20 protein-coding genes are annotated in these 22,966 nt (G+C 69.2%); 9 read left to right on the plus strand and 11 right to left on the minus strand.

Annotated elements, in window-relative coordinates:
* A partial coding sequence (locus AOK17_RS10730) for an ABC transporter ATP-binding protein (RefSeq protein ID WP_055612157.1) occupies positions 1–672 on the plus strand: 672 nt, incomplete at its 5' end.
* 30 nt (positions 673–702) lie between these two features.
* On the opposite strand, the gene AOK17_RS10735 is transcribed toward AOK17_RS10730, so the two are convergent.
* Positions 703–1,491 carry a heparin lyase I family protein gene (locus AOK17_RS10735; RefSeq protein WP_055612178.1) on the minus strand — a complete coding sequence of 263 codons (789 nt, stop codon included), beginning with the start codon at positions 1,489–1,491 and terminating at the stop codon, positions 703–705.
* A 289-nt stretch (positions 1,492–1,780) separates the two neighbouring features.
* On the opposite strand from AOK17_RS10735, the gene AOK17_RS10740 reads away from it, so the two are divergent.
* Both AOK17_RS10740 and AOK17_RS10745 read left to right on the plus strand, forming a co-directional pair.
* The gene (locus AOK17_RS10740) at positions 1,781–2,569 is read left to right on the plus strand and encodes an aldo/keto reductase (protein WP_055612179.1); all 789 of its coding nucleotides are present in this window, start codon (positions 1,781–1,783) and stop codon (positions 2,567–2,569) included.
* Positions 2,570–2,930: 361 nt separating this feature from the next.
* A complete protein-coding gene (locus tag AOK17_RS10745; protein WP_055612180.1) occupies positions 2,931–3,635 on the plus strand; it encodes a glycoside hydrolase family 75 protein in 705 nt (234 codons plus the stop codon).
* A gap of 75 nt (positions 3,636–3,710) precedes the next feature.
* On the opposite strand, the gene AOK17_RS10750 is transcribed toward AOK17_RS10745, so the two are convergent.
* The 3 genes from AOK17_RS10750 to AOK17_RS10760 form a co-directional block, all read right to left on the minus strand.
* Entirely contained in the window at positions 3,711–4,412 is a 702-nt protein-coding gene (locus AOK17_RS10750) for an SDR family oxidoreductase (RefSeq protein WP_055612158.1), read from the minus strand.
* A 101-nt stretch (positions 4,413–4,513) separates the two neighbouring features.
* Positions 4,514–5,416: a class I SAM-dependent methyltransferase gene (locus tag AOK17_RS10755; protein ID WP_055612159.1), complete on the minus strand. Its 903-nt coding sequence runs from the start codon at positions 5,414–5,416 to the stop codon at positions 4,514–4,516.
* 148 nt (positions 5,417–5,564) lie between these two features.
* Positions 5,565–7,277, minus strand: a complete 1,713-nt coding sequence (locus AOK17_RS10760) for a glycoside hydrolase family 6 protein (RefSeq protein WP_055612160.1) — start codon at positions 7,275–7,277, stop codon at positions 5,565–5,567.
* A 484-nt stretch (positions 7,278–7,761) separates the two neighbouring features.
* On the opposite strand from AOK17_RS10760, the gene AOK17_RS10765 reads away from it, so the two are divergent.
* Both AOK17_RS10765 and AOK17_RS10770 read left to right on the plus strand, forming a co-directional pair.
* Positions 7,762–10,677, plus strand: a complete 2,916-nt coding sequence (locus AOK17_RS10765; RefSeq protein WP_055612161.1) for a glycoside hydrolase family 48 protein — start codon at positions 7,762–7,764, stop codon at positions 10,675–10,677.
* Positions 10,678–10,905: 228 nt separating this feature from the next.
* Positions 10,906–13,575 carry a cellulose binding domain-containing protein gene (locus AOK17_RS10770; protein WP_055612162.1) on the plus strand — a complete coding sequence of 890 codons (2,670 nt, stop codon included), beginning with the start codon at positions 10,906–10,908 and terminating at the stop codon, positions 13,573–13,575.
* Positions 13,576–13,619: 44 nt separating this feature from the next.
* Here the strand turns inward: AOK17_RS10770 and AOK17_RS10775 are convergent, their stop codons facing one another.
* Both AOK17_RS10775 and AOK17_RS10780 read right to left on the minus strand, forming a co-directional pair.
* Positions 13,620–14,522: a hypothetical protein gene (locus tag AOK17_RS10775; RefSeq protein ID WP_055612163.1), complete on the minus strand. Its 903-nt coding sequence runs from the start codon at positions 14,520–14,522 to the stop codon at positions 13,620–13,622.
* Between the two features lie 109 nt (positions 14,523–14,631).
* Positions 14,632–14,994, minus strand: coding sequence for a peptidase inhibitor family I36 protein (locus tag AOK17_RS10780; protein ID WP_157881298.1), 363 nt, complete (start codon positions 14,992–14,994; stop codon positions 14,632–14,634).
* 242 nt (positions 14,995–15,236) lie between these two features.
* Here AOK17_RS10780 and AOK17_RS10785 point away from each other — a divergent pair, with 242 nt between their 5' ends.
* Positions 15,237–16,280, plus strand: a complete 1,044-nt coding sequence (locus tag AOK17_RS10785; RefSeq protein WP_055612165.1) for an ArsR/SmtB family transcription factor — start codon at positions 15,237–15,239, stop codon at positions 16,278–16,280.
* 88 nt (positions 16,281–16,368) lie between these two features.
* On the opposite strand, the gene AOK17_RS10790 is transcribed toward AOK17_RS10785, so the two are convergent.
* Together AOK17_RS10790 and AOK17_RS10795 are read right to left on the minus strand one after the other, a co-directional pair.
* Positions 16,369–18,243 (minus strand): rhamnogalacturonan lyase, encoded by a 1,875-nt coding sequence (locus AOK17_RS10790; protein WP_055612166.1) that lies wholly within the window; start codon positions 18,241–18,243, stop codon positions 16,369–16,371.
* A gap of 91 nt (positions 18,244–18,334) precedes the next feature.
* Positions 18,335–19,342, minus strand: a complete 1,008-nt coding sequence (locus tag AOK17_RS10795) for a helix-turn-helix transcriptional regulator (RefSeq protein ID WP_079052921.1) — start codon at positions 19,340–19,342, stop codon at positions 18,335–18,337.
* A 62-nt stretch (positions 19,343–19,404) separates the two neighbouring features.
* On the opposite strand from AOK17_RS10795, the gene AOK17_RS10800 reads away from it, so the two are divergent.
* Together AOK17_RS10800 and AOK17_RS10805 are read left to right on the plus strand one after the other, a co-directional pair.
* A complete protein-coding gene (locus tag AOK17_RS10800; RefSeq protein WP_055612167.1) occupies positions 19,405–19,938 on the plus strand; it encodes a hypothetical protein in 534 nt (177 codons plus the stop codon).
* Positions 19,935–20,441 carry a hypothetical protein gene (locus tag AOK17_RS10805; RefSeq protein ID WP_055612168.1) on the plus strand — a complete coding sequence of 169 codons (507 nt, stop codon included), beginning with the start codon at positions 19,935–19,937 and terminating at the stop codon, positions 20,439–20,441. Before AOK17_RS10800 ends, AOK17_RS10805 begins: the two co-directional genes overlap by 4 nt.
* Here AOK17_RS10805 and AOK17_RS10810 read toward each other — a convergent pair.
* Entirely contained in the window at positions 20,380–21,138 is a 759-nt protein-coding gene (locus AOK17_RS10810; RefSeq protein WP_055612169.1) for a class I SAM-dependent methyltransferase, read from the minus strand. The two genes, AOK17_RS10805 and AOK17_RS10810, sit on opposite strands and share 62 nt — an antisense overlap.
* A gap of 8 nt (positions 21,139–21,146) precedes the next feature.
* Complete coding sequence (locus tag AOK17_RS10815; RefSeq protein WP_055612170.1) at positions 21,147–21,452, minus strand: 4a-hydroxytetrahydrobiopterin dehydratase; 306 nt, start codon at positions 21,450–21,452, stop codon at positions 21,147–21,149.
* 156 nt (positions 21,453–21,608) lie between these two features.
* Between AOK17_RS10815 and AOK17_RS10820 the strand changes: the two genes are divergently transcribed.
* Positions 21,609–22,511: a helix-turn-helix domain-containing protein gene (locus AOK17_RS10820; protein WP_055612171.1), complete on the plus strand. Its 903-nt coding sequence runs from the start codon at positions 21,609–21,611 to the stop codon at positions 22,509–22,511.
* Here the strand turns inward: AOK17_RS10820 and AOK17_RS10825 are convergent.
* Complete coding sequence (locus AOK17_RS10825) at positions 22,493–22,927, minus strand: hypothetical protein (RefSeq protein ID WP_055612172.1); 435 nt, start codon at positions 22,925–22,927, stop codon at positions 22,493–22,495. The two genes, AOK17_RS10820 and AOK17_RS10825, sit on opposite strands and share 19 nt — an antisense overlap.
* Between the last annotated feature and the right edge of the window lie 39 nt (positions 22,928–22,966).

The following is a 22,966-nucleotide window of genomic DNA, read 5'->3' on the forward strand; positions in this document are numbered from 1 at the left end:
CTCATCGGCCCCAACGGCGCCGGAAAGACGACCCTCTTCGACGTGCTCTCCGGCATCCGGCGCCCGGACGAGGGCCGAGTCCACCTCGACGGAACGGACGTCACCCGTCGCTCCCCCGTGTGGCGGGCCCGGCACGGGATGCGCCGCACCTTCCAGCGGCAGCAGCTGTTCGGGCAGCTCACCGTGGCCGACAACCTGGTGGTGGCCCAGGAGTGGCGCGGCGGCGGAGGCGGACTCGCGGCCGATCTGTTGGCGTCCCCGACACGGCGTACGTACGAGCGGGACCGCCGAGCCCGGGCGGCCACCGTCCTGCGCGCCTGCGGGCTCGACGACCTCGGTGGGACCTATGCCGGTGCCCTGCCGGTGGGTCGGGCCCGCATGGTCGAGCTGGCGCGGGCGGTCGCGGACCCGCCCAGGGTGCTGCTGCTGGACGAGCCCGCGTCCGGGATGACGGCCGACGAACGTCGTCACCTGTCGTCCGTCATCCGCCGGCTCTCCGAGGAGGAGGGCTGTGCCGTCCTCCTCGTCGAGCACAACGTCGCCTTCGTCATGGAACTGGCGGCCCGGGTCGTCGTACTGGACCTGGGCCACGTCCTCGCCGAGGGCACCCCCGCCGAGGTCCACGCCGACCGGCGCGTGCGGGACGCGTACCTGGGCACGACCGCGGACTGACGGCCCACGCGAACCACCCGGACCAGCGACTCACACCAGCTGGTAACCCCGCAGGTTCGAGAGCAGCAGATAGCAGTCCTGGAGGGAGCCGGACGTGTCGCCGAGGGAGCGGTAGATGCCCCACTTGGGGCGTACGCGGTCGGCCAGAAACGTGTCCACGCCCGTGCGTGACGCGTCGACGACCGTCGTCGAGCCGTTCTTCAGGATCCAGCGGACCGAACCGGCCGAGCCGTTGCCGACCTTGATCTGGAAGTCGACGTCGATCCATTTGTTGTGCAGGGGTTCGAGGTTCGTGCGGCCGACGAGGGTGTCGCTCTCGAAGAGCTTGAGCTCGATGGTCTGCACGCCGTTCACCCGCCGGAGCGACTGCACGACGATCGGCGAGGATCCGGTGCCGGGCTGCTTCATCTGCATGATGTGGGTGAAGGTGGTGGTCGCCTTCAGGGAGCTGGGGATGTACATCGAGTACGTCACCCGCCAGGTCTGGCCCTCGGTCCACTTGAGGTAGTTGCTTCCGGAGCCGTTGCGCAGGCCGGTGACCTCGTGCCGCTGACGGTCCGTCGACGTGTCGCGGTCGACGGTGTGCATGTTGAACCGCCAGTTGTCGCCCGTGGCGTAGATGTGCGGGGAGGCCGCGGGGTGCGAGTCCGCGCGGTCGTCCTCCAGGGTCTCGAAGGCGCCGAGCCCGTTGGTGCTCGCCGACGGGGACCATTTGAGCTGCCAGGACGCGGCGGGTGCCGCGAGGGCGGGTGAACCGACGGCCGCGGCGGCCACGCCGCCCAGTGCCGCGCCGAGCAGGTTCCTACGTGTGGGGGTCATGGGTCCCTCATCCTCGTCGTCGGGTTCATATACGTGCACCCCGTTCACCAACATGCAAAGAGTCCTCGGCGTGACAGGACGCGGTCAATGGTTCGGACCTATGAACCCGGGTAGGTTTCCGGCCAATCTCCGATTCGCTCGGCGCAGGCACGGGACCGAAAAGACCGAAAAACAGGGCAGGAATGCACGACGGCCCGTGATCGTTGACGATGGGAGTACCAACCGACGACTGAAGGATCGAGAGCTCGTGAGCAAGGTCCCCCCGATCATCCTGAACAACGGCGTCGAGATGCCCCAGCTGGGCTTCGGTGTCTGGCAGGTGCCGGACGACGAGGCGGAGCGGGCGGTCGCCACCGCGCTGGAGGCCGGGTACCGCAGCATCGACACCGCGGCGATCTACGGCAACGAAAAGGGCACCGGCAGGGGCCTCGCCTCCTCCGGCGTCGCCCGCAAGGATCTCTTCGTCACCACCAAGCTCTGGAACGCCGACCAGGGATACGACTCGACGCTGCGCGCGTTCGACGCGTCCCTGGAGAAGCTCGGCCTCGACTACGTCGACCTGTACCTCATCCACTGGCCGATGCCCGCCAAGGACAAGTACATCGACACGTACAAGGCCTTCGAGAAGCTCTACGCGGACGGCCGCACCAAGGCGATCGGTGTCTCCAACTTCCTTCCGGAGTACCTGGAGAAGCTGATCGACGCGACGTCCGTCATTCCGGCCGTCAACCAGATCGAGCTGCACCCGCACCTCCAGCAGCTCGCGTCCCGCGAGTACCACGCGGAGCAGGGCATCGCCACGGAGGCCTGGTCCCCGCTCGGTTCGGGCAAGGGCCTCCTGGAGGTCCCGGCGATCGTGGCCATCGCCCAGAAGCACAACCGCACACCGGCCCAGATCGTCCTGCGCTGGCACATCCAGCTCGGGAACGTGGTGATCCCCAAGTCCGTGACCCCGTCCCGGATCAAGGAGAACATCGACGTCTTCGACTTCTCCCTCGACACCGAGGACATCGCCGCGATCAGCGCGCTCAACGAGGACCGCCGGGTCGGCTCGAACCCGGCGAACGTCAACGACTGACCGTACGGCCGCGCACCACGGTCGTACGACACGGCCATACACCACGGCCGTACGACACAGCCGCACGAACCGCGGCACCGGAAGCCGTCGCCCGACTCGCTCGGGCGGCGGCTTCGTCGTGTGTTCGGTGTGTTCAGTGCGTTCGATGTGTTCAGTGCGTTCGGGGCCGACACGGTGTCGTGGATGCGGCGGGCGGGTGAGACAAGGCGCGGCATCCTCGCCGATGGGAGGGGGATCGGTCAGGCTCGCCCGAGTACCCGTTCAGCGAACACACATATGTCCACGTCGATGTCCCCCTACACGTCGGATGCACGTCGCCCCGCCGCGTGACGTCCCCAAGGCCCAGAAGGGTCCTCCCACAGTGCGCACTCGAACACTGACCCTCGCCGCCGCAGCCGCCGGCACCGCGCTCCTCGCCGCCGCGGCCCTCCCGGCGGGCGCCGCCCCCGCACAGGCTCCGGAGGGCACGGTCACCGCCGCCGACCTCCTCGCAGAGATGACGTCCTGCTCGCAGATCTCGAACGGCAAATACAGCCTCGACGTGGGGGCACCGGCCACCGTCCCCGTGTGCGGCCTGAACGGCGCGGTCTTCTGGAAGGCCGACATGGACATCGACTGCGACGGCCAGGTCACCACCGAGTGCAACAAGCGCACCGATCCGTGGTTCCAGGACCAGACGGCCTTCCACCAGTCCGACGGCAGACCGCTGAACTCCGAGGAACTCCCGTACGTCGTGGTGCCCGGCCCCAGCGACATCTGGAACTACACGGGCTCCGGCATCAGGGGCGGCAGCGTGGCGGCGGTGATCCACGGTGACGAGGTCCAGTACGCGGTCGTCGGCGACACCGGCCCCACGAAGATCATCGGCGAGGCCTCGTACGCCACCGCGCGCGCCCTCGGCATCAATCCCGACCCGGCGACCGGCGGCGCGGCCTCGGGAGTGACGTACATCGTCTTCACCGGCTCCCGGGTCTCCCCCATCGAGGACCAGGAAGCGACGGCGTCCCTCGGCGAGGCGCTTGCGGAGCAGTTCCTTGAGGACAACGGAGAAGCGACCGACCAGTGAGCTCACCAAGGCCGGTCGGGCCGCGGATCCCGCCGCGGCCCGACCGGCCTCTCATGTCCCCCGGCTCAGACCGCCTCAGACCGGCTGGCCGATCGGCCGTACGACGACGGTGTTCACGTCCACTCCGGTCGGCTGCCGGATCGCCCAGACGACCGACTCGGCTAGCTGGTCAGAGGTGAGGAGATGCCCGGGCGGCAGGCTGCCGTAGCTGTCCCAGAACGGGGTCTCCACGCGGCCGGGCGAGATCAGGGTCACGCCCACGCCGTACTCGGTGACCTGCCGCCGGGTGTTCTCGGCGAGGCCGGTCACGGCCCACTTCGTCGCCCCGTAGATGTTGCCGGGCCCGTGGATGTGACCCGCGACGCTGCCGACGAGCACGATCCTCCCCTTGGTCTCCTTCAACTGGTCGATCGACGCCCGGATGAGCAGCGCGGGGCCGAGCACATTGGTCAGCACCATGTCCCGCCACCCGGCCGGATCGCCCTCGGCGACGGTGTCGTGCGTGGCGTACCCGGCGTTGGCGACGACGGTGTCGAGCCGTCCGAACTCCTTCACCGTCGCCTCGACGGCCGCCTGGACGTGGTCGTAGTCGGCCGCGTCGCCCCTGATCGTCAACAGCCCCTCGGGCTTGCCGAGTTGTTCGGCGAACCCGCGCAGCCGCTCCTCCCCGCGCCCCGTCACCGTCACCCGGTGCCCGGCGTCGAGCAGCTGCCGCGCCACCGCCGCACCGATCCCGCTGCCGCCGCCGGTGATCAGCGCCACTGGTGAGTCAGTCATACGTTCCCCCAAGCCATGTCCGTGTCGTGTCCGTCACGAAGTGCGTGGAGTCCATCACTTGGAGAGCACTCGATGTCAACACGTCCATGGAGCGCGAAACGCTAGGCCTTCACCCCGACATACACAGTCATCGCGGCAAGCACGAACACATCGGGCCGGTGATGCACGCTCGCCTTGTCGTCCGCGTCGAGAAGCCGGTCGAGCAGGGCGAGATCATCGGGCTCAAGGCTCTCCGCGAGCCCGGTCCGGCGGTGGCCGAGGCTGGTGGCGACGAAGGCGCGCCCCTCCTCCGACAGGGGCGCGGGCAGATCGAGCAGGAACGTACGGGTCGCCGCGTGCCGCAGGCCGACGGCCGTCAGCAGGCCGGCCCAGTCCTCGGTCTCCTCGGCCGCCCCCGGCAGTTCACGCCGCATCCGCGTGAACCACTCCTGCTCGACCGCGTCCACCCGGGCCTGCAGACCGGGCCGGCCGATGCCGATGTCGCGCGGAAGGTAGCGCGAGGGCAGGCCGCCCTCCAGCAGCGCGAGCGTCCCGCCGGGCGCGAGCCGCTCGGCGAATCCGGCGAGGGTGGCCCGCTGGTCGCCGACGTGGTGCAGGGACCGGCTGGCCCAGAGAAGATCGGCCGGGTACTCCAAGTCGCCGAGCCCGTCGCCGAGTTCGGCCTCCAGTGTGCTGAAGCGGTCGGCGACCCCGAGGCGGGCGGCACGGGCGCGGGCCGCATCCAGGAGGGGCCCGGCACCGTCCACGGCGACGACCCGCGCCTTGGGGAACGTGTCGGCGAGCAGACAGGAGATGACACCGGGACCGCTGCCCGCGTCCACGATCATCTCGGGCTCCGGCTGCCGCTCCCGCAGCCAGCCCGCCGCCTCCGCGTAGAGCGGCGTGAACAGCTCGGCCTCCTGCTCCAGCATCGGAAGCATCTCGGCGAAGTCGATGTGGGTGTGCGCGTGACCCTGGCCGTGTTCGTGACCGTGTTCACCGTGCTGTCCGTGGTCGTGTGCCATGGTTCCAAGCCTCTCGTCCGGGATACGGACAGCGTGCTACCACCTCCCCAAAACAGCTACTCGCCTTGCGGAAACAGCAAAGAGTTCCCCGCGCCCCTTGCAAGGGGCGCGGGGAACCGCGCAACGCGACCCCGCACTCAGCGGAAGGTCACAGTGCCGGATACGCGTTCTTCATGAGCTCCTGGAACTGCGCCGAGAACCAGTGCCCGGACAGCGGCGCGTTCGGCAGCGCGCCGGACATGTTGTTGTTGTTCCGCGGGTTGCCGGTGTACGTCGGGTCGCACATCCGGTCGAAGCCCTTGCCCTCGTCGTTGGGGATGGCGGTGCTCGACCCGTCCGACTCACCCGGCGGCTTCATCCACACGTACGCGTCGATGCCGGTCGCCGGTGAGGCCTGCGGGCGTTCGCCGAGGCCGGCACCGGACTGGTTGCACCAGTTGCCGAGGTGGATGCGCCGGTCGTAACGGCCCCCGTCGACGTAGGTGTCGACGTTGGTCGTCGCCCCGGGACCGGTGGGCCTGGCCGTGCCGCCCCAGCCGTTGCGGGAGGTGTCGATCAGCATGCCGATCCCGGACGGGAAGCCGATCGAGACCAGCTGCGTGCGCATGGCCTGCGCGTACGACTGCTCGTCGACGTACCGGTTCCAGTCGATCCACTTCGACGTACGGACCGACGCGCCGTTGACGGAGTCGTTGATCGTGAAGTGGTTCTCCTTGAGGGCGCTGTAGTTGGCGGTGTTCACGATGAAGCCGTGCACATCGGCGACGGTCGCGCCCTCGGCGGTGGCCGCCTCCTTGAACAGGGCGGCGGAGGGTGCGAAGTTGTCGTCCCAGCCGAGCCAGCCGTGGTGTCCGGCGTCCACGTAGTTGTAGACGTTGGGCACGTCGCCGAGCTTGTTCAGCGCGTAGCCGACGCCCTTCACGTAGTTGCCGTTCGCCTTCATCGTGTCGCAGTTGGCGGTGGCGGTGGCACGCGGCGAGACGTTCGTGACGAGGTTCGGCAGCGAGTCGATCTCGACAGTCGTGACGATCCGCAGACCCGCGTACTTGGTGTCGGCGAGGATCGCCGCGATCGGGTCGATGTACTGGGTCCTGTACTTGTCGATCTCCGTCGGGCCGAGTTCGCCGTTGGAGGCGAGGGCCGCGCAGTCACGGCCCGGCAGGTTGTAGATGACCAGCTGGACGACCAATTGGTCGGAGCCCTTCTGCGCCAGCGCCGCGTCCAGGTGGGCGCGCAGGCCCATGCCGCCGTTCACGCCGTTGATGGCGGCGATCCGGTCGAGCCACACGCCGGTCGGCTGGTTGGCGATTCGGCTGCCCCCGGTCTCCGCGGTGGCCTTCGCCTTCCACTCCGGGTTCACGTACACCTTGGCGCCCGCGTACGGGTTGTCGACCTTGGTGCCCGGGCCCGGCGGGTCCGTGGGTCCGGGGCCGCTGCCACCGTCGTCGACGTTACAGGTCACGCCGTCCAGGGTGAACGTGGTGGGCAGCGCGTTGCTGCCGCTGTAGGTGCCGTTGAAGCCGAAGCTGACCGAACTCCCGGTCCCCAGCGTGCCGTTGTAGCTCTCGTTGGCCGCGGTGACGGCGGTGCCGCTCTGGCTGAGCTTCGCGTTCCAGCCGCTGGTGACCTTCTGGTTTCCGGCGTACGACCACTTCACGGCCCAACTCGACTTGGCCGCGCTGTTGTTGGTGACGGTGACCGCGGCGGTGAAGCCGGAGTCCCACTGGTTCTGCACCTTGTAGTCGACGGTGCAGGGAATGGCGGCCACGTCGGCGTCCGGGGGTATCGCCGCGACGGCGGCGCCCGCGGTGCCGGCGACCAGCGCCACCGCCGCGAGGATTGCTGTTCTGGTACGGCTCATGTGCGGGGTGTCCTATCCGTCTGGGGAGCGCGGACGATCGCGCAGCCCGATGCCGTACGACGACGGCATGGGGTGCCGTCGTCATGAGGGACGAGGGTGAGCTCGGAGCACTCCACCGGGCAGGCGGGCGCGACTCCCGTAGCCGTGGCACGACCGATGCGCTTGCGGTGCTCATGACAGAGATCCGCAGCGCAGGCCACTAAAAGAGATGAACGCGGGGGGTGTCGCATGAGCGACTCCTTGCAGCTCTGACACGCCGTGACGGACGTGTCGACTGATGGAACCGCTCCCACTGGTGCCGAAGAAGGTAGCGCCAAGTGTTGGTAAAGGACAGAGGAGTTGCACTCTTGATCTATCGAATCATTTCGACTCTTCAAGCACCTTGACCCCTTCCACCCTCGTCCCCACTATGGGAGCGCTCCCACTGGTTCAAGGCTTGTTGCCCCTCCCCCCATCTCCGAGCCGCATGGAGAGGAACCAGAACATGGCACCCAGACCCGGACGCCGCCTCGCGCGGCGGATGTGGACCGCCGTGGTGGCGGCCCTCGCCCTTCCGTTGTCCACACTGGCGACCGGCGTGACACCCGCTCACGCGGCGGCCGTCCAGTGCAGCGTCGACTACAAGACGAACGACTGGGGCTCCGGCTTCACCGCCGAGCTCACCCTCACCAACCGCGGCACGGAGGCGATCAGCGGCTGGGTCCTGACGTACGACTACGCGGGCAACCAGCAGCTCAGCAGCGGCTGGAGCGGTACGTGGTCGCAGTCCGGCAGGTCGGTCACCGCGAGGAACGCGTCCTGGAACGGGACGATCGCGGTGGGCGCCGCGGTGACGACCGGCGCCCAGTTCACGTACAGCGGCACCAACGCCGCACCCACGTCCTTCGCGATCAACGGCACGGCCTGCACCGGCGCCCACCAGCCGCCGATCACCGTGCTGACCAGCCCCGCCGCGGGCGCCGTGTACTCCCAGGGCGCCGCGGTCCCGCTCGCCGCGACCGCCGCGGCGGCGGACAACGCGACGATCAGCAAGGTCGAGTTCTACGACAACACGACGCTGCTGGGCACCGACACCAGCTCGCCGTACTCGCTCTCGGTCAACAGCCTGACCGTCGGCAGTCATTCGCTGCTCGCGAAGGCGTACGACAGCCTGGGCGCGTCGGCGGAGTCCACACCGGTCGGCATCACGGTCGCCTCGGGTCCCGCCGTGGTGGTCTCGCCGACCCAACTGGGCGTCCAGCAGGGCAAGTCGGGCACGTACGACGTGAAGCTCTCGACCCAGCCGTCGGCGAACGTGACCGTCGCGACCGCCCGGGCGAGCGGCAACACGGGCCTGTCCGTCACCGGCGGGGCATCGCTCACCTTCACGCCGTCGAACTGGAACACCGCCCAGAAGGTGACCGTCACGGCCGCCGCCTCGGGCACCGGTTCGGCGACCTTCGAGTCGACGGCCACCGGGCACGCGAAGGGCGCGGTCACCGTGACGCAGCTCGCCGCGTCGAAGGAGTACGACGCCCGCTTCCTGGAGCTCTACGGGAAGATCACCAACCCGGCGAACGGCTACTTCTCGCCGGAGGGCATCCCGTACCACTCGGTGGAGACGCTGATCGTCGAGGCGCCCGACCACGGCCATGAGACGACCTCGGAGGCGTACAGCTATCTGCTGTGGCTCCAGGCCATGTACGGCAAGGTGACGGGCGACTGGACCAGGTTCAACGGCGCCTGGGAGATCATGGAGAAGTTCATGATCCCCACGAAGGCCGACCAGCCGACGAACTCGTTCTACAACGCCTCGAAGCCGGCGACGTACGCGCCCGAGCACGACACCCCGAACGAGTATCCGGCGCAGCTCGACACCGGTGTCTCGGTCGGCCCCGACCCGATCGCCGCCGAGCTGAAGAGCGCGTACGGCACGGACGACATCTACGGCATGCACTGGCTGCAGGACGTCGACAACGTCTACGGGTACGGCAATTCGCCCGGCAAGTGCGAGGCGGGTCCGACGGACACCGGTCCCTCGTACATCAACACCTTCCAGCGAGGATCGCAGGAGTCGGTGTGGGAGACCGTGCCGCAGCCGACGTGCGACGCCTTCAAGTACGGCGGCACGAACGGGTACTTGGACCTGTTCACCAAGGACGCCTCGTACGCCAAGCAGTGGAAGTCCACCAACGCCCCCGACGCGGACGCGCGGGCCGTGCAGGCCGCGTACTGGGCCGACATCTGGGCCAAGCAGCAGGGCAACGGCTCCGCCGTCACGGCGACCGTCGGCAAGGCCGCGAAGATGGGCGACTACCTCCGCTACTCCATGTACGACAAGTACTTCAAGAAAATCGGCAACTGCGTGGGACCGTCGACCTGCCCGGCCGGCACCGGCAAGGACGCCTCGCACTACCTGCTGAACTGGTACTACGCGTGGGGCGGCGCCACCGACGCCTCGGCGGGCTGGGCCTGGCGCATCGGCTCCAGCCACACCCACGGCGGCTACCAGAACCCGCTCGCCGCGTACGCGCTCAGCTCGTACGCCGACCTGAAGCCCAAGTCGGCGACAGGGCAGGCGGATTGGGCCAAGTCCCTCGACCGGCAGCTGGAGTTCTACCGCTGGCTGCAGTCCAGTGAGGGGGCCATCGCGGGCGGCGCGACCAACAGCTGGCAGGGGCGTTACGCGACGCCGCCTTCCGGGACGCCGACCTTCTACGGCATGTTCTACGACGAGAAGCCCGTCTACCACGACCCGCCGTCCAACCAGTGGTTCGGCTTCCAGGCGTGGTCGATGGAGCGGGTCGCCGAGTACTACCAGCAGACGGGTGACGCGGACGCCAAGGTCGTCCTCGACAAGTGGGTCGACTGGGCACTGTCCAAGACCACGGTCAACCCGGACGGGTCCTTCCGTATCCCCAACACCCTCCAGTGGTCGGGCAAGCCCGACACCTGGAACGCGTCAAGTCCCGGTGGGAACACGGGACTTCACGTCACCGTCGCCGACTACACGGACGACGTCGGCGTGGCGGCGGCGTACGCCAAGACCCTGACGTACTACGCCGACCGCTCCGGTGACACGGAGGCCGGAACCACGGCCAAGGCGCTGCTCGACGGCATGTGGGAGAACAACCAGGACGCGCTGGGCATCGCGGTCCCGGAGACCCGCGCCGACTACAACCGCTTCGACGACGGCGTGTACGTCCCGAGTGGCTGGACCGGCAGGATGCCGAACGGCGACACGATCAACTCGTCGTCGACCTTCGACTCGATCCGCTCGTTCTACGAGGACGACCCGGCCTGGTCGAAGATCGAGGCGTATCTGGCGGGCGGGGCCGCGCCCTCGTTCACGTATCACCGGTTCTGGGCCCAGGCGGATATCGCTCTCGCGATGGGTTCGTACGCGGAGCTCCTCGAATAGCCCCGTTGATCTCCGCGTGGCGCTCCGCGGGATGGGCGGTACGAAGGCTGCGGGCCTGATGTGGCTGGTCGCGCAGTTCCCCGCGCCCCTGAGGGGCGCGGGGCGCCCAGACCTTCGCGTGCGCCGGGCCGGACGGTCCCCCACCCCAACGGGGGCCGTCCGGTCCACACGCGCCTTTCGCTTCTTCGTCCCCCCACGCAAGTCCCCCCACGCAAGGAAAGGGTCACCGTGCGAAGAACCCCCGTCCTCACCGCCGTGCTCGGGCTGGCGGCCGGGCTGCTTGCGGGTACGCCGCCCGCGCTGGCCGCACAGCCCGTCAAGAAGGCCGCGCCTTCGGCGTCCATCGCCGCCGACACGTACACCTGGAAGAACGCGCGCATCGACGGCGGCGGGTTCGTTCCCGGCATCGTCTTCAACCGGTCCGAGAAGAACCTCGCGTACGCCCGGACCGACATCGGTGGTGCCTACCGCTGGCAGGAGTCGTCGAAGAGCTGGACCCCGCTGCTCGACTCGGTGGGCTGGGACCGCTGGGGTCACACCGGAGTCGTGAGCCTGGCCTCGGACGCGGTCGCGCCGAGCAAGGTGTACGCGGCCGTCGGAACGTACACGAACAGCTGGGATCCCGGGAACGGGGCCGTGCTCAGGTCGTCCGACCGGGGCGCGACCTGGCAGAAGGCAGATCTGCCGTTCAAGCTGGGCGGCAACATGCCCGGGCGCGGCATGGGTGAACGGCTCGCTGTCGACCCCCACAAGAACAGCGTTCTGTATCTGGGCGCCCCGAGCGGCAAGGGACTGTGGCGGTCCACGGACTCGGGTGCCTCCTGGTCGCAGGTGACGAATTTCCCCAACGTCGGTAACTACGTGCAGGATCCGACCGACACGAGCGGGTACGCCTCCGACAACCAGGGCATCGCCTGGGTGACCTTCGACGAGTCGACCGGCACGGGCACGAACGCCACCGGGACCATCTACGTCGGTGTCGCCGACAAGGACAACGCCGTCTACCGCTCCACCGACGCGGGCGCGACCTGGTCCCGTCTCGCCGGGCAGCCCACGGGCTACCTGGCCCACAAGGGGGTCCTGGACGCGGCGAACGGCTACCTCTATCTCGCGTACAGCGACAAGGGCGGCCCGTACGACGGCGGCAAGGGGCAGCTGTGGCGGTACGCGACGGCCACCGGTACCTGGACGAACATCAGCCCGGTCGCGGAGGCCGACACCTACTACGGCTTCAGCGGGCTGACGGTCGACCGGCAGAAGCCGGGCACGGTCATGGCGACCGCGTACAGCTCCTGGTGGCCGGACACGCAGATCTTCCGCTCAACGGACAGCGGCGGCACCTGGACCAAGGCCTGGGACTACACCTCGTACCCCAACCGCTCGAACCGCTACACGATGGATGTCTCGTCCTCGCCGTGGCTGAGCTGGGGGGCCAATCCGTCGCCGCCCGAGCAGGCGCCCAAACTGGGCTGGATGACCGAGGCGTTGGAGATCGATCCGTTCAACTCGGCCCGGATGATGTACGGGACGGGCGCGACGGTCTACGGCACCGAGAACCTGGGCCAGTGGGACAGCGGCGGCCAGTTCACCATCAAGCCGATGGTCCAGGGCCTGGAGGAGACGGCCGTGAACGACCTGGCCGCTCCCCCGTCCGGCGGGGCCCAACTCCTCAGCGCGCTGGGCGACATCGGCGGCTTCCGGCACACGAACCTCACCAAGGTTCCCTCGATGATGTTCACTTCGCCGAACTTCACCACGACGACGAGCCTCGACTTCGCGGAGTCCAACCCGGGCACGGTGGTGCGGGCCGGTAATCTCGACTCGGGCCCGCATGTGGCGTTCTCGACGGACAACGGCGCCAACTGGTTCGCGGGGACTGACCCTTCGGGTGTGAGCGGCGGCGGCACGGTCGCGTCGGCTTCCGACGGCAGCCGTTTCGTGTGGAGTCCGGAGGGGGCGGGCGTCCACCACGCGACCGGGTTCGGCACCTCGTGGTCGGCCTCGGCCGGCATCCCGGCCGGTGCGATCGTCGAGTCGGACCGGGTCGACCCGAAGACCTTCTACGGCTTCAAGTCCGGCAAGTTCTACGTCAGTTCGGACGGCGGCGCCTCCTTCACGGCCTCGTCCGCGACCGGGCTGCCGAGCGGCGACAGCGTACGGTTCAAGGCGTTGCCCGGTACGAAGGGTGACGTGTGGCTGGCGGGCGGCGCGAGCGACGGCGCGTACGGGCTGTGGCACTCCACGGACGGCGGCACGACCTTCACCAAGCTGTCGGGCGTCGAACAGGCCGACACGATCGGCTTCGGCAAGGCGGCGGCCGGCGCCTCCTACCAGACCCTCTACACGAGCGCGAAGATCGGCGGCGTACGCGGCATCTTCCGCTCCACGGACAAGGGCGCGACCTGGACCCGCATCAACGACGACGCACACCAGTGGGGTTGGACCGGCGCGGCCATCACCGGTGATCCGCGCGTCTACGGGCGTGTGTACGTGTCGACGAACGGCCGGGGTGTCATCTACGGCGATTCGTCGGACGCGGACGGCGGAGGCGGGGGCGGCACGGACCCGACACCGACCGGCGCCTGCGCGGTAACTTACAAGATCACGAACCAGTGGTCGGGCGGCTTCCAGGCGGACGTGCAGCTCAGCAACACCGGCTCAAGCACCTGGAACGGCTGGGCACTTGGCTGGTCCTTCCCCAACGGCCAGAGCGTCGCCCAGGCGTGGAACACCGAGCACACCCAGTCCGGGGCGACGGTCACGATGAAGAACCTGGGCTGGAACGCGAATGTCGCGGCCGGATCGTCGGTGAGCTTCGGCTTCACGGGGAGCTGGTCGGGGACGAACGGGAAACCGACGGCATTCAAGCTCGGCGACCAGTCCTGCACGGTGAACTGACACACCGGATGGGACATCTGGAAGGCGGCCGGGCCCTCCTGGGGTCACCGGACCCTGTCGGCAGCCGCCTTCCAGATGGCCGTGAGTCGCCGCAGCTGGAGCTTGTCACTGGTGGGCAGCGACTGGGCGAGGGAACGTCGCAGGGTCAGGACGGTGGCGGGGATGTGGAGTTCGGCGCCGCAGTCCCCGTCCGCCACGGCGACCGCGATCTCCCGTTCACGCAGGGCGGTGGTGGCGCCCTTCGCGCGGTAGACGCCCTTGAGCTGCTCGTAGGCCGTGTCGGGAGACGCGTAGGTGTATCCCTTTCCGCGCATGCATGTCCGCCAGTCGTTCATGGCGCTGCGGTACTTCGGGGACTTCTCCACGCGGGAACTGAGCTCGCTGTTGAGATTCTGCGGAAAGTAGGAGATGGACACCCAGTCGTCGAGGCTTCCGTAAATAGACGTACGGCTGTCCGCCTCGCAGCCACGTGCCGAGAAGGTGATGTTCCGACCGCCCCCGAACCTCATCTCACGAAAGTCCGTGGCGCCGCCCCGCAGAGCTTTCATGTACGCGTCGGCCTTCTTCTTCGACAGCCCGGCCAGATAAGCGTCGTTGGTCGCGGCGCCGGCCGATTCCTTTTCGGAGGCGTACTGAGAGGCGAGGCCATAGCCCCTGCTGCGTCGCTCCTTCATGTTCAGGGAGCGTTCCTCATCGGATTCGGACGTCGGGTCCGCCGCATCGGCGCGGTAGCGGAATCCCCTCGATGCCATGCAGGCCGATATGAGCTCCGATTCCGCGTTCGCGAGATCGACGGTGGTCCGGGTGAAGGTCCCGGAACGGGTGAGGAGGTCGAGTTCGGCGCTGGTGAGTTCAGCGCTGGTCACATCACTGTCGGTGGTGGATGTCCCGCAGGCGGTCAGCGCGAGAACGCCCGCCACGGCGCAGGCGAGCGGGGCAAGTCGCATGGTGCCCGGACCCTCTCGGTCGTTGGGTGGGAAGACTGAGCAAGAGGCGCGGTGTCCGCGGACGGTTGCCCGCGGACACCTTGGAACGGCTGGGTTCCTTGAGCGCCTGTTACGGCACAGGGCCGCCGCACGCCGAGCTCGTACCGCCGGAAGCGGTTCCCCAACTGTTCGAGGACACAGCGTTGTTGAACGTGGAGTTGAAGTTTCCGCCCGAACCGCGCAGGACCATGCCCGCGGAGCCCGAGTAGGACTTCCCGGTCCAGACGATGGCCTCGCAGCTGTTTCCGTTGTTGTAGTCCGAGGACGCGCAGTTGTCCCAGTTGTCGTTGGGACAGTCGCCACGACCGAAGACGGACCAGTCGGCGTTTCTACCGGAAAGCTCGCCCGGATTTCCCGACGGCGAGTAGTTGGCATTCGGCCAGAAGCAGAAGTTTCCGCCACCGCATCCGGCCGGTGCCGCGGCAATCTTCACCGATTTGAGTGCCACCGCACCGGATACCGAATTCTCACTCCCGGAACTGTTCGCCGAACTGGCCGCCGAGGTACCGGCCATGCCACCCAGCAGGAGTACCACTCCTGCGATCATGGCCAATATACGCCTCATCATTCCCCCTAACTGTTCGAGTAGGTCTCCTTCACTATTGCCAGCACCCGTCCCACCTGGCCATGCTGTGTCGCCAGGAGGAAAAAGCCGTGGCTGCAGGGGGGAACGGCATGCTCCGAATTCACTTCACGGACGCCGACCTGGCGACAACCCGGATGGCCACGGCACCTGACGCGCTCTGGGAGGTGGCCGCGAGTCTGCACCGCTTCCAGACCCGCGCGGGCCGTTGGGCGTACGCCGAGTGGTACCGGACCACCCACGCTCGATTACGTGAGCGGCAACTCGACCGCGTCGTGCGCGAGGTGCTTCTGCCGCTGTTTCCCAGAGCCCGGTACTTCCCCGACTTCCTGACACCCAGCCGGCCGAACTGTGCCGGCCAGGGGCTGGACGCCGGACTCGACGCCATCATGTCCACACCGGCCGACCGAGTGAGCCACGAACTGGCCCTGCTGGACCAGACAGTCGGAGCGCCGGCGTGGGTGAGACGGCTGACCGGCACGCAGGAGCGCCGCGACCTCGTGGCCGCGATCCGCGCCTACCACGACGTCGCCGTGCGCCCGTTCGCCGACCAGATCCATGCTCATCTGGAGGCCAAGCGGTCATCCTCCTGCCGCCACCTGCTCGATGGGGGTGTCCAGGGGATGCTGGCCGGACTCGGGCCCACCATGAGCTGGGAGCCACCGGTCCTCCACGTCCGCTACGCGGCAGACCGGGACCTGCATCTCGGCGGCCGGGGCATACGGCTCGTACCGTCCTACTTCTGCTGGGACAACCCCGTCAGCCTGGCCGACCCCCAGCTACCGCCCGTGCTGTTCTACCCCTTGCTGCACGAACCGGCCGCAGCCGCTCTCACCACCCCGCTGACCGCACTGCTCGGGCGCACCCGGGCGACCGTGCTGCGCGTCGCGGCGTCGGGAGCGGGGGCCACCACCGGGGAGATCGCCCGCGCGGCGGGGATCTCCCCGTCCTCCGTCAGCAAACACGCCGGGGTGCTGCGCGGCGCGGGTCTGCTGATCAGCAGCCGACACGGCGGAAACGTGCTGCACACCCTCACCCCGGCCGGTGCGTCCATGCTCCGCGCCGACGCCCGAGCCTCGACAGCCGCCCCAAGGCCCGCTGCCACTGCCACTGCCGCTACCGCTACCGCACGCTGAGCGAAGGCCGCGGCGGTTGCCGACTGCGGCTGCGCAGGACGCACGCAGCCGCTCTCGCCCTCCCCTCAGACGCAGGTGTTCGCCCTGTTCACGGCGTGTAGACCGTCGGCCTGGGGGCCGTAGGCATGCCGTTGCCGATGAAGAAGCTCGGGTGCGGTGGCTGGTTATAGGCAGTGTTCTGCCACGCGATGCCCGTGCGGTACATCGGGTCGTGGAGGAGGGTCGTGATCTTCGTGGTGGTCTCGTTCGGGGTGGAGTAGATGCGCAGGGCCGTGTTGTCGCTGGTGGCCCAGACGACCTCCTCGCGCCAGTCGCCGAAGAGGTCGCCGGACAGTGCCGGGGTCGCCTTGGTGCCGTTGTTGGAATGGACCGAGGCGCCGGTCAGCAGGCGGGTCTCGCCGGAGGTGCCGTACTTGTCGATGCGCGTGCCGTCCAGGAGTTCGCGGGTGGTGTCCCCGTCCCACCAGGACAGGAAGTTGACGGAGGACGGCTCACGGCCCTTGGTGGCGCCGGACTCGTCGCGGATGTTCGTGTCGGAGGCGGACCACATCTCGGCGCCGTCGTTGCCGGCGTAGATGTCCCCGGCCACTCCCCGGCCGTTGTCGCAGCAGGCGGCGAGCTGCCAGCGGATCGCGCCGTTGGCGGGGTTGATGTACAACTCGGCGGGCTGGGAAGTGGATTCGGAGACCTTGAAGTACTCAAGGCCTGACGTCCCGGGGTCAAGGTCGCCCAGGTGCTGGGCGTCGCCGTGGCCGGTCCTCGTGGTCCACAGGCCGTTGCCGTTGTCGTCGACGGCCATCGCCCCGTAGACGATCTCGTCCTTGCCGTCGTTGTCGACGTCCCCGACGGAGAGGCTGTGCGAACCCTGGCCGTCGAAGCCCTTGCCGGTGTTGGTCGAGGAGTTGGTGTCGAAGGTCCAGCGGCGCGTGAACGCCCCGTTGCGCCAGTCCCAGGCCGCGATCACCGAACGCGTGTAGTAGCCGCGGGCCATGACGAGCGAGGGCCTGGCGCCGTCCAAGTAGGCGGTACCGGCGAGGAACCGGTCCACGCGGTTGCCGTACGAGTCGCCCCACGAGGAGACCGTGCCGCGCGCCGGGACATAGTCGACGCTCTGCATCGCCTTGCCCGTCTGGCCGTTGAACATGGTCAGGTACTCGGGCCCGGCGAGAACGTATCCGCTGGAGTTGCGGTGGTCGGCGGAGGAGCTGCCGATGACCGCGCCCGTTCCGTCGACCGTTGCGTCGGCGGTCTTCGCGGCCACCTCGGCCTTGCCGTCGCCGTCGTAGTCGTACACCTGGAACTGCGTGTAGTGCGCGCCCGAGCGGATGTTCCGACCCAGGTCGATACGCCACAGCCGGGTGCCGTCGAGCTTGACGCCGTCGATGATCGTGTTGCCGGTGTAGCCGGACTGGGAGTTGTCCTTGGCGTTCGTCGGCTGCCACTTCAGGACGAAGTCGAGCGCGCCGTCGCCGTCGAGATCGCCGACCGAGGCGTCGTTGGCCTCGTAGGTGTACGCGACGCCGTCCGGGGTGGTGCCGCCGGCGGGTGGGCTGATGGGTACGTCCTTGTATCCGGTCCGGAACTGGATCGCGTGCACCGAGTCGCCCTGTTCCACGCCGCCCACGACCGCGCGGACCGTGTAGTCGGCCTGGGAGGGCGCGCCGGAGTGGAAGTAGTTCGTCGAGCCGGTGACCGGGGTCGAGTTGACCTTCGTACCCGCCCGGTAGACGTTGAACGACACGTCGTTCGGGTCGGTGCCGAGCCAGCGCCAGGTGACGAGGTTGCCGGCGTCGGTGTGGACGCTGACCACACCCCGGTCCAGCTTCTCGACCTGGCGCGCGGTCGCGGCATGCGCCGGAGTCGCGGTGAGCGAGGTGAGACCTGCGGCGGCGAGGGCGCCGGCGACGACGGTGGTGAGGAGGAGCCTGGTCCTGCTGCTGCGTCTGCGTTGCGGGTGCTGCACGGTGACGTACCTCCCTGGGAGGAGCAGACGGGTTCTGCTACCTCAGTTGCCGCTGGAGGCACGGGAGTTGCCGCGATTCAGCAAGCGCTCTCTATACGTCGTACGTGCGGGTTGCTTCGTGCGTGGGGGTTGCGTCTTGCGTGCGGGCTACGTCGTACGTGCGGGACAGCGCGGCGATCGTCCCGGCGATGCGGTCGCGCAACTCGGCCGGTTCCAGCACCTCGACGTCCGTGCCGAGACGGAGGAACTCGCCGTGTGCGTGGTCGACGGACTCGATGGGGACGGTGGCCAGGGTCCAACCACCCGCATCTGTACGGCCGTTGGCCCGTACGGCGTCTCCCGCCGGTCCGGTGAGGCGTGCGCCCGGGGCGAACCGGACCACCGCCTCGCCCCGGTGCAGCCGGTCGTGGAAGTCTCGCTGGTACGACGTCCAGTACGCGGCGAGGTCGAAGTCGTCCGGGCGGGTGAACCCGTCGCCGGACGCGCCCAGTTCGAGGATCTGATCGACCCGGAACGTACGCGGTCCGGGGCCCGCGACGACGTACCAGCGGCCTGCCTTGAGGACGAGGCCGTACGGTTCGAGGCGGCGCTCCACGTCGGTGGGCTCGCGCCAGCGGCGGTACAGGACGTTCAGGACGCGGCTGTTCCAGACGGCGTCGGCGACGGCGGGGAGGTACGGGGCTCCCCCGCTGTCGGTGTCCGCGTACCAGCCGGGCGCGTCCAGGTGGAAGCGGCCACTGATGCGGTCGGCGTGCTCGCGCAGCTCGCGTGGGAGGGCGGCGCGCACCTTGAGCTGGGCGGCGGCGAGGACGGGGCCGAGGCCCAGCTCGGCGGCGGGTCCGGGCGCGCCCGCGAGGAACAGGGCCTCCGCCTCGCCCGCGGTGAGGCCGGTCAGCCGGGTGCGGTAGCCGTCGAGCAGGCGGTAGCCGCCCGCGTGTCCCGCGTCCCCGTACAACGGGATGCCGGCCTCGCTCAGTGCCTCGACGTCCCGGTAGACCGTGCGCACCGAGACCTCCAGCTCTTCGGCGAGGTCGGCGGCGGTCATCCGGCCCCGGGTCTGGAGGAGCAGGAGGATCGAGACGAGGCGGGCTGATTTCACCTCTCCAGAATGTCAGGATTCACTGACAGAAGGTGTCAGTGAAGCGGACCTAGCGTCCTCTCATGACCTCCAGGACATCCGAGACCTCCAAGAGCACCGACAGCCCCGGGACCGCCGAGAACTTCGCGGAGAAGCTGCTGACCGTGCCGCCGCCCATCGAGGTGGCGGGGCGGCGGATCAAGCGCTACCACGTGACCGCCGACCCGGCGGGGATCGCGGCCGACGTCCAGGAGGCGGCGTACGCGATGCTGCCGAAGCTGCTGCCGGAAGCGGACGGCACACCGGCCGCGACGTTCGTCGTGCTGCACCGGGGTGCCGACGACGGTGCCTATCTGAACGCGTACAGCTGGGTGTGGGACAACGTCCTGCACTTCAAGGGTGCCTCGGCGGGACAGCCGGTGCTCGGGTGTCCGGACCGCGACCCGACGCACTTCATCGCCCCCGACCTGCCGTGGATCGGCTGTGTCTGGGAGCTGCCGCCGATCCTGCACGAACGCGACGCCTGGGTACGGCACATGCTCGCGCCCGACGCCCCCGACCTCGACGCCTACATGGCCGACTGCCTGTCCGAGGGCACGACTGGAGACCGCTCATGAGCACACCGCACGACTTCGACTTCTTCGTCGGCGAGTGGGACGTGGCCCACCGCCGCCGCACCGACTTCCTGGACGCCGGGAGCGACTGGGAGGAGTTCCCGGCCACGAACCGCTGCTGGAGCCTCTTCGACGGGGCAGGCAACATCGACGAGATGGACGTGCCCGGCCAGGGGTGGAAGGGGCTGACCCTGCGGCTGCGCGACCGGGAGACCGGGCAGTGGTCGCTGAACTGGTCCAGCAGTCGCAGCGGCCGACTGTTCCCGCCCGTGATCGGCCAATTCACGGACGGGCGGGGCGAGTTCTACGGCGACGACACACACGACGGCAAGGACGTGCGTGTGCGGTTCGTGTGGTCGGGGATCTCGGCGACCACGGCCCGCTGGGAGCAGGCGTTCTCCGTGGACGGCGAGAAGACGTGGGTGACCAACTGGGTCATGGACTTCACGCGCCGGCACGGGGCGGACTCAACGCCGGACCCGGTTTCCGGAACGCCCGCAGCTTGAACTTCGGGTCGGGGCGCGGGACATGCTGGTCCGGGAGCTGTTCCAGGCGTTGCGCGAGTTTCTCGGTGAGGGGCGCGCCCGGGGGCAGCAGTGTGTACCAGCCGCGCCTCACGTCGGCGGCGGCCCGTGCCGGAGCCCGGCCCTGGCCGTAGCCGCGGAAGCACGCCCGGCCCGCCGGGATCAGGGCGTGCCGGTCGGCGAAGGACCCCACGAGGTCGTCGCGGTCGCGGGCCGCGCGGCGCGGGCGCGGGGCCATCACGGCGTCGATGTCGCTGCGGACGTCGTGCGAGGCGGCCTTGTCGACGGTCGTGACGAAGACACCGCCGGGCCGCAGCACCCGGGCCGCCTCGGCGACGACCCGCTCCGCGTCGTCCAGCAGATGCAGCAGCCAGACGGCTGTCACGGCACCGAACGAGGCGTCGGGAAAAGGGAGTTGGCGGGTGTCCGCGAGCACGACACGGCCGGGTACGCGCTCGGCCGCCCGCCGCAGCATGCCGTACGCCGCGTCGGCGCCCGCCACGTCGAGACCGGCCGCCGCGAGCCTGCGCGTCACGATGCCGGTGCCGCAGGCGATGTCGAGGAGGTTGCCCGTGCCCTCGGGGATCAGTCCGAGCACGGCGCCGGCAGCCGCGGCGGCACGGGGTTCGCCGCCGCGGGACACGTCGTACCGCTCGGCTTCCATGTCGTAGTCGAACACCAGCGCGCTCAATGTGCGCCGTGCCCGGCGGCGAGCTCCTCGACCCGGCGCGCCAGGTCGAAGTCCAGTTCGGTGACGGCTCCGCCCACGCTGTGCGTGTTCACGGTGAGGGAGACGGTGTGGTAACCGAGCGTGAGGTCGGAGTGGTGGTCCAGCTCGTCCTGCACCTGGGCGATGTGCACGACCAGCACGGCCGCCGCGAAGTGCGAGCCGAGCTGGTAGGAGCGGGCGATCCGGTCTCCGTCCAGGGACCAGCCGGGCAGCTCCGCGAGCCGGTCCTCGATCTCCTTCTGCGACAGCGGTGCAGGGGGCATGATCGCACTCCTTCCATGACGTCCGGATCTCTTCAGCGTGCCACAGTCCGGCCGTCCCGTCCCTGGTCAGGCGCGTCCGGCGCAAGGGGCGGGGTAGGCATTCGGCCGCTCGGCGGCTCATCGACTCCCGGGGCGCGGATCGACTACGGTCGGTGCATGACCGCCGCCGCCGCGTCCGCCTCCCCGTCCGCTGCCCCATCCGGTGCCAGGTCCGCTGCCACGTCCACCGGCGCCTCCGCGGTCGACAAAGGCGTCGGTCCGCTGCTGCGCGGCTGGCGGGAGCAGCGTCGGGTCAGCCAGCTGGAGCTGGCCCTGCGGGCCGATTCATCGGCGCGGCACATCAGCTTCGTCGAGACGGGCCGCTCCCGGCCGAGCGAGGAGATGGTGCTGCGGCTGGCCGAGCACCTGGACGTACCCGTGCGGGACCGCAACGCCCTTCTGCTGGCGGCCGGTTACGCGCCCCGCTACCCCGAGACCCCGCTCGACGACCCGGCGCTGGACGCGTTGCGCGAGGGCGTGGAGCGGCTGATCCAGGGCTACGAGCCCTATCCGGCGTTCGTGGTGGACGCGACGTACAACGTGGTCGCCGCCAACCGGGGCATCGCGATGCTGCTCGACACCGTGCCCGAGCATCTCCTCGCCCCGCCTCTGAACGCGATGCGGCTGACGCTGCACCCGGAAGGTCTGGCGCCGAGGATCCGCAATCTGCGGGAGTGGCGCGGCCATCTGCTGGCCCAGATGGAGCGCGACATCGCCCTGCGCCGTTCCGAGCCGCTGCGCGCGCTGTACGAGGAGGTGGCGGCGTATCCGTATCCCGCCGAGGGCTCTCCCGGGATCGAGAACGAGAGTGAGAACGAGAGCGACGAGGGGCCCGGGGAGACCGTCCCGTACTTCGCCCTGCCGATGCAGATCGAGCACGACGGACGGGTGCTGTCCTTCATCTCGTCCATCTCGACGTTCAACACCCCCATGGACGTGACCGTCGCCGAGCTGGCCATCGAGACGCTGCTCCCGGCCGACCCTGCGACGGTCAAGTACCTTCAGTCGCTGATGTCCTGAGGACCAGTCAGCGCTCGCAGCGCCACGTGCTGCGCCAGCGCGAATCCCGCAACGGTCAGTGCCTGCAAGGGAATCCACACGGCGCCCGCGGTGCTCGGCGACAGCCACACGGCGAGCGCGACGAAACTCAGCACCGCCCAGGCGAGGTTGATCTCGATGACGGCCCGTACCGGGAGGACCGGTGGCCGACGGCGCGAGGCCAGCCAGGCGACACCCGCCGCGTACACCGTCAGCACCAGGCCGAGTGCGAGCAGCAGTCCCGAGCCGACATCGAACAGCCGCCCCAGTGGCCCGGACGCGGCGAGGTAGGCGACGCCGTTCACGCCGGTCACCGCCGCGTCGAGCGCCAGGAAGCGGCGCAGCATGGTCTGCGGCTCGGTGGTGCGGGCCAGGGCGGCGAACTGGGTTGCGGACATGGCGGATCACCCTCCGTCGAGGTCATGGCGGAATAGTGG

It is taken from the genome of Streptomyces phaeochromogenes (assembly GCF_001418655.1).
Taxonomy (GTDB): Bacteria; Actinomycetota; Actinomycetes; order Streptomycetales; family Streptomycetaceae; genus Streptomyces; species Streptomyces phaeochromogenes.

Excerpts from the sequence above, each read along its gene's own strand:
- AOK17_RS10735 (WP_055612178.1), bottom strand. The coding sequence starts at position 1,491 with ATGACCCCCACACGTAGGAACCTGCTCGGCGCGGCACTGGGCGGCGTG.
- AOK17_RS10740 (WP_055612179.1), top strand. The coding sequence starts at position 1,781 with ATGCCCCAGCTGGGCTTCGGTGTCTGGCAGGTGCCGGACGACGAGGCG.
- AOK17_RS10750 (WP_055612158.1), bottom strand. The coding sequence starts at position 4,412 with ATGACTGACTCACCAGTGGCGCTGATCACCGGCGGCGGCAGCGGGATC.
- AOK17_RS10755 (WP_055612159.1), bottom strand. The coding sequence starts at position 5,416 with ATGGCACACGACCACGGACAGCACGGTGAACACGGTCACGAACACGGC.
- AOK17_RS10760 (WP_055612160.1), bottom strand. The coding sequence starts at position 7,277 with ATGAGCCGTACCAGAACAGCAATCCTCGCGGCGGTGGCGCTGGTCGCC.
- AOK17_RS10765 (WP_055612161.1), top strand. The coding sequence starts at position 7,762 with ATGGCACCCAGACCCGGACGCCGCCTCGCGCGGCGGATGTGGACCGCC.
- AOK17_RS10775 (WP_055612163.1), bottom strand. The coding sequence starts at position 14,522 with ATGCGACTTGCCCCGCTCGCCTGCGCCGTGGCGGGCGTTCTCGCGCTG.
- AOK17_RS10785 (WP_055612165.1), top strand. The coding sequence starts at position 15,237 with ATGCTCCGAATTCACTTCACGGACGCCGACCTGGCGACAACCCGGATG.
- AOK17_RS10800 (WP_055612167.1), top strand. The coding sequence starts at position 19,405 with ATGACCTCCAGGACATCCGAGACCTCCAAGAGCACCGACAGCCCCGGG.
- AOK17_RS10805 (WP_055612168.1), top strand. The coding sequence starts at position 19,935 with ATGAGCACACCGCACGACTTCGACTTCTTCGTCGGCGAGTGGGACGTG.
- AOK17_RS10815 (WP_055612170.1), bottom strand. The coding sequence starts at position 21,452 with ATGCCCCCTGCACCGCTGTCGCAGAAGGAGATCGAGGACCGGCTCGCG.
- AOK17_RS10820 (WP_055612171.1), top strand. The coding sequence starts at position 21,609 with ATGACCGCCGCCGCCGCGTCCGCCTCCCCGTCCGCTGCCCCATCCGGT.
- AOK17_RS10825 (WP_055612172.1), bottom strand. The coding sequence starts at position 22,927 with ATGTCCGCAACCCAGTTCGCCGCCCTGGCCCGCACCACCGAGCCGCAG.